This window comes from Micrococcus sp. HMSC31B01 (genome assembly GCF_001816085.1).
Classification (GTDB): domain Bacteria; phylum Actinomycetota; class Actinomycetes; order Actinomycetales; family Micrococcaceae; genus Micrococcus; species Micrococcus luteus.
On the sequence record NZ_KV825379.1, the window covers coordinates 1 to 4,877 of the forward strand.

Annotated in this window: 4 protein-coding genes; 3 read left to right on the forward strand and 1 reads right to left on the reverse strand. The window is 73.6% G+C overall.

The features are described from left to right. The 3 genes from HMPREF3105_RS11020 to HMPREF3105_RS11030 all read left to right on the forward strand — a co-directional run. Nucleotides 1-912 (forward strand): dolichyl-phosphate-mannose--protein mannosyltransferase (locus HMPREF3105_RS11020; RefSeq protein WP_371441115.1); only part of this gene is annotated, 912 nt, incomplete at its 5' end. Between the two features lie 68 nt (nucleotides 913-980). Further along, the gene (locus HMPREF3105_RS11025; protein WP_070709623.1) at nucleotides 981-2,819 is read left to right on the forward strand and encodes an AMP-dependent synthetase/ligase; all 1,839 of its coding nucleotides are present in this window, start codon (nucleotides 981-983) and stop codon (nucleotides 2,817-2,819) included. A gap of 105 nt (nucleotides 2,820-2,924) precedes the next feature. Beyond that, nucleotides 2,925-4,013, forward strand: coding sequence for an alkene reductase (locus HMPREF3105_RS11030; protein WP_002854482.1), 1,089 nt, complete (start codon nucleotides 2,925-2,927; stop codon nucleotides 4,011-4,013). Nucleotides 4,014-4,098: 85 nt separating this feature from the next. Here HMPREF3105_RS11030 and HMPREF3105_RS11035 read toward each other — a convergent pair. Continuing rightward, nucleotides 4,099-4,877 (reverse strand): TIGR01906 family membrane protein (locus tag HMPREF3105_RS11035; protein WP_141762521.1); only part of this gene is annotated, 779 nt, incomplete at its 5' end.

The window sequence follows — 4,877 nt, forward strand, 5'->3', positions numbered from 1 at the left end:
GGCTGGCGCCCGTGGCGACTGCTGGCGGGCGTGCTGCTGGGCGCCGGCTGCGCCGTGAAGCTCTCCGGGCTGGCGTTCATGGCGGCCTTCGGCCTGCTCACGGTCCTGTGGGACATGTCCGCGCGCCGGACCGCCGGGGTGCGGCGCTGGGCGTGGGCCGGCGTCGAGAAGGACGGCCTGTACGCGTTCGTGGTCGTGGTGGGCGGCGGCCTGGTCGCCTACCTGGCCTCGTGGACCGGCTGGTTCGTCACGGAGGGCGGCTACTACCGGGACTGGCACCGGGACAACCCGCCGGAGGGCCTGCTCGCCGGGCTGGTCCCCGGCCCGCTGCGCTCCCTGTGGCACTACCACGTGGAGTCCACGACCTTCCACCAGGGCCTCACCAGCCCCCACGACTACGCCGCCAACCCGTGGACCTGGCCGTTCATGGGCCGGCCCGTGAGCTACTACTACGAGGGCGCAGAGCCCGGCGAGGGGATCTGCCCGGCGGACGCCGCGGGCGCGTGCTCGGCGGCCATCACGGACATCGCCAACCCGTTCGTGTGGTGGACGGGCCTGGCCGCCGTCCTCGTGTGCGTGTGGCTGCTGGTGCGCCACCGGGACTGGCGGGCCGGCGCCCTGCTCGGCGCCTACGCGGCCGGGCAGCTGGTGTGGTTCCTGTGGCCCGAGCGGACCATGTTCTTCTTCTACACGATCGCCTACGAGCCCTTCCTCGTGATGATGATCGCCCTGGCGCTCTCGCTGCTGCTGCGGCCGGGTCGCCGGCCCGGGCCCCGCTGGGGCTCGGCTCTGGTGCTGGCGTACGTGACGATCGCCGTCGCCGTGTCCCTGTTCTTCCTGCCCGTCTGGATCGGCGACGTGATCCCGTACGACCAGTGGCGCTGGCGGATGTGGTTCAGCAGCTGGATCTGACGGTCGCGTCCCGGGCGCGGGCGTGCCCGACCGCGCGCCGCACGCCCGGAAATGGATACGCTCGGACCGTGCAGAACCAGAGCCCCGTCCATGAGTCCGCCACCGAGCTCGTCGGCATGCCGCCGGCGGACTCCAACATCACGGACCTGATCGTCACCTCCTGTGCCAACCGGCCGGACGCCCCCGTGTACGCCGTGCGCAACGGCGCGGGCGGCTGGGTGGACGTCCACTTCACCGCGTTCCTCACCCAGGTGCGCGCCGTGGCGGCCGGCCTCATCGCCCGCGGCGTCCAGCCCGGGGACCGGGTGGGCCTGTTCTCCCCCACCTCCTACGCGTGGGCCGTCCTCGACCAGGCCGTGTGGTTCGCCGGCGCCGTCTCCGTGCCGATCTACGAGACCTCCTCGGCCCACCAGGTGGAACACATCGTCACGGACTCGGGCCTGCGGGTGGTCGCCGTCGGCAGCGAGGAGCTCGGCGAGCGCGTCGCCGAGGCCGCCGGGCACGCGGGCGTGGACGTGGCGACGTTCCCGCTGACGGACGCCGGACTGGCGGAGCTGGCCGAGGCCGGCGCGTTCGTGTCGGACGACGCCGTCGAGCACGCCCGCTCCCTGGCGACCCTCGCCAGCCCCGCCTCGATCGTCTACACCTCCGGCACCACCGGACGGCCGAAGGGCGCCGTGATCACGCACGGCAACTTCGTGGGCGCGGCCATCAACGTGCTGCACTTCGCGCGCGAGGTGGTCCAGTGGTCCCCGGAGACGACGACGTCGCGCACCCTGCTCTTCCTCCCGCTGGCCCACGTGCTCGCCCACGCCGTCCAGGTCATCTGCCTGTACGCCCGCATCCAGGTGGCCCACTCCGGTTCCCCGGCCACGCTGCTCGGCGACCTCGCCTCCTTCCACCCCACGTGGCTGCTGGCCGTGCCGCGCGTGTTCGAGAAGGTCGAGGCCGGCATCGAGGCCAAGGCCCAGAAGAGCGGCACCGGGCCGATCTACGCGGCCGCCAAGCGCACCGCCATCGAGTGGTCCACGGCCGTGGACGAGGCCGAGTTCGGGGACGGCCCCGGGCCTTCGGCCCTGCTGCGCGCCCGGCGCGCGCTGTTCGACCGGCTGGTCTACCGCAAGATCCGGGAGGCCCTCGGCGGCGAGGTGATCTCGTGCGTGTCCGGCGCGTCCGCCCTCTCCCCGGAGCTGGTGCACTTCTTCCGCGGCGCCGGCATTCCGATCGTGGAGGGCTACGGCCTCACGGAGACCACCGCGCCGGCCACCGTGAACATCCCCGGCGCGCACCGCGTGGGCACCGTGGGCCTGCCCGTGGCCGGGGTGACGGTGAAGATCGCCGAGGACGGCGAGATCCTCATCCGCGGCCCCGTGGTGTTCGACGGCTACCACGGCATGCCGCAGGCGTCGGCGGAGGCGATGGAGGACGGCTTCTTCCGCACCGGGGACATCGGCGCGCTGGACGAGCACGGCTTCCTGCGGATCACCGGCCGCAAGAAGGACGTGATCATCACCGCCGGCGGCAAGAACGTGTACCCCACGCCCATGGAGGAGGCGCTGCGCCAGCACCGGCTCATCGAGCACGTCGTGGTGGTCGGGGAGAACCGCCCGTTCGTGGGCGCCCTCATCACCCTGGACTCCGAGGCCCTCACCCAGTGGGCCCTGGACCGCGAGCTCAGCCTCACGCCGGCCGAGGCCGCGACGGACCCCACCGTGCTGGCCTCGATCCAGGAGGCGGTGGACCAGGTCAACGCGGGCGTCTCCCGCGCCGAGTCCATCCGCCGCTTCCGCATCCTGGACCACCCGTTCACCGAGGACTCCGGGCACGTCACCCAGTCCCAGAAGCTCAAGCGGGCCCAGGTGATCGAGGACCACGCCGAGGACGTCGAGGCCCTCTACCGCCGCTGAGGGAGGGCGCCGCACCCCCGCCGCCGGAATGCCCTGCCTCCGGAATAACCTCCGGCGGCGGCCGGTTGGCGCGGAGGACCATCTCCCCGAGCGATCGGAACCACCGTGCCCTCCCTGTTCGACCCCCTGGACGTCGGCGCCCTGCGCCTGGACAACCGCATCGTCATGGCCCCCCTGACCCGCCAGAGGGCGGGCGAGGACGGCGTCCCCACCGAGCTGCACGCCGAGCACTACGCCCAGCGCGCCACTGCCGGACTGCTCGTCACCGAGGGCGCCTTCCCCTCCTTCCGCAGCCGGGCGTTCCCCGGCCAGACCGGCCTCGCCGACGACGCCCAGACCGACGGGTGGCGTGCCGTGGCGCAGGCCGTCCACGAGGCCGGCGGACACGTGTTCGTCCAGGTCATGCACGGCGGGCGCATGTGCCATCCGGACCTGCTGCGCGGCGCGGAGCCGGAGGCCCCCAGCGCCATCGCCCCCGGGGTGCCGGTGCGCGGGTTCAGCGGCAAGATGGAGGGGCCGGTGCCCAGCGCCCTGGACACGGAGGAGCTGCCCCGCGTGGTGGCCGAATTCGCCGACGCCGCCCGCCGGGCCGTCGAGGCCGGGCTCGACGGCGTGGAGGTCCACGGCGCCAACGGGTACCTGCTCCACGAGTTCCTGGCGCCCTCCAGCAACACCCGCGAGGACGCCTACGGCGGCTCCCCCGAGAACCGGGCGCGCCTCACCGTGGAGGTGGTGCGCGCCGTCGCCCAGGCCATCGGCGCCGAGCGCACCGCCCTGCGCATCTCCCCCGAGCACAACGTGCAGGGCACCATCGAGGAGGACCGCGCGGACGTCCTGGCCACCTACGACGCTCTCCTGGCCGGCCTCGCCGACCTGGACCTGGCCTACCTGTCCGTCATCCACCAGGACGTGGCCGGTGACCTCGCGGCGCACCTGCGCGAGTCCTTCTCCGGGCCCCTGGTGCTCAACAGCGGCTTCGGCGCGGTCACGGGCCTGGAGGAGGCCCGCCGGATCGTGGAGGACGGCCTGGCCGACGCGGTGGCCGTGGGCCGCGAGCTGATCGCCAACCCGGACCTGGCGCGCCGCTGGCGCGAGGGGCTGCCCCTCAACGAGCCGGACCCGACGACGTTCTACACGGGCGGGGCGCACGGCTACACGGACTACCCGTTCGTGGACGGGTCCCCGTCCTCCTGAGACCCGCACACCCGCCGGACGCACCGCGCCCCGCCTCCCATCACTGGGGGGCGGGGCGCGTTCGTGCGGGGGCCTCAGCGGCCCGTCACCGCAGCTGCGCGTCCTCCTCGCGGGCCCAGCGCAGGCGCGTGGACTCGAAGGCACTGCGCTGGTCCGCGGTGCGCTCGCGACGGCGGCGCGTTGGCCAGGTGAAGACGAGCGTGAGCAGGGCGGTCAGCAGGCTGATGAGGCCCACCGCGGCGGCGGCGTCGATCCAGAACTGGCTCGGGTACAGGCGGATCAGCGCGTCCTGCACGGAGAACGTCCACGTGCCGTCCGCGAAGAACAGCGAGTGGAACCCGGCGAAGAACGTCTCCCAGCCCAGCACCGCCAGGACCGCGAGCGCGATCACCGCGAGCGGCAGCCACACGGCGCCGGCGAACAGGGCGCGGCGCACCCCGCCGGGGCTGGTGCGCAGCAGGGACGCGATGAGCAGGGCGCACACCACCACGAGCACCACGAGCGCCGCGGTGGCGATCCACAGCACGGTCTTCACGTCCGTCATGTGGTCGACCTCGACCTCGGTGAACAGGGGCGCGCCCTGGTGCGTGAGGCTGCTGAGATACCGCGGCCCGGCCAGATTGGTCACGTAGTCCAGCCCGGCGGAGCCGTAGTGCATGCGGTCGGCGAGGGTGAAGCCGAACCGGTCCGCGGGGAACCCGGGCCGGTGGTACTCCAGCCACAGGAACACCGGGCTCGCCACGAGGCGGACGGCGGCCAGCAGCAGGGCGAGCGGGGCGAGGATCGCCAGCAGCACCTGCGCCAGGCGCGGACCCGCCTTGGGCAGGCGCGCGCGCTCCTCCGGCGTGGGGCCCTGCAGGGCCG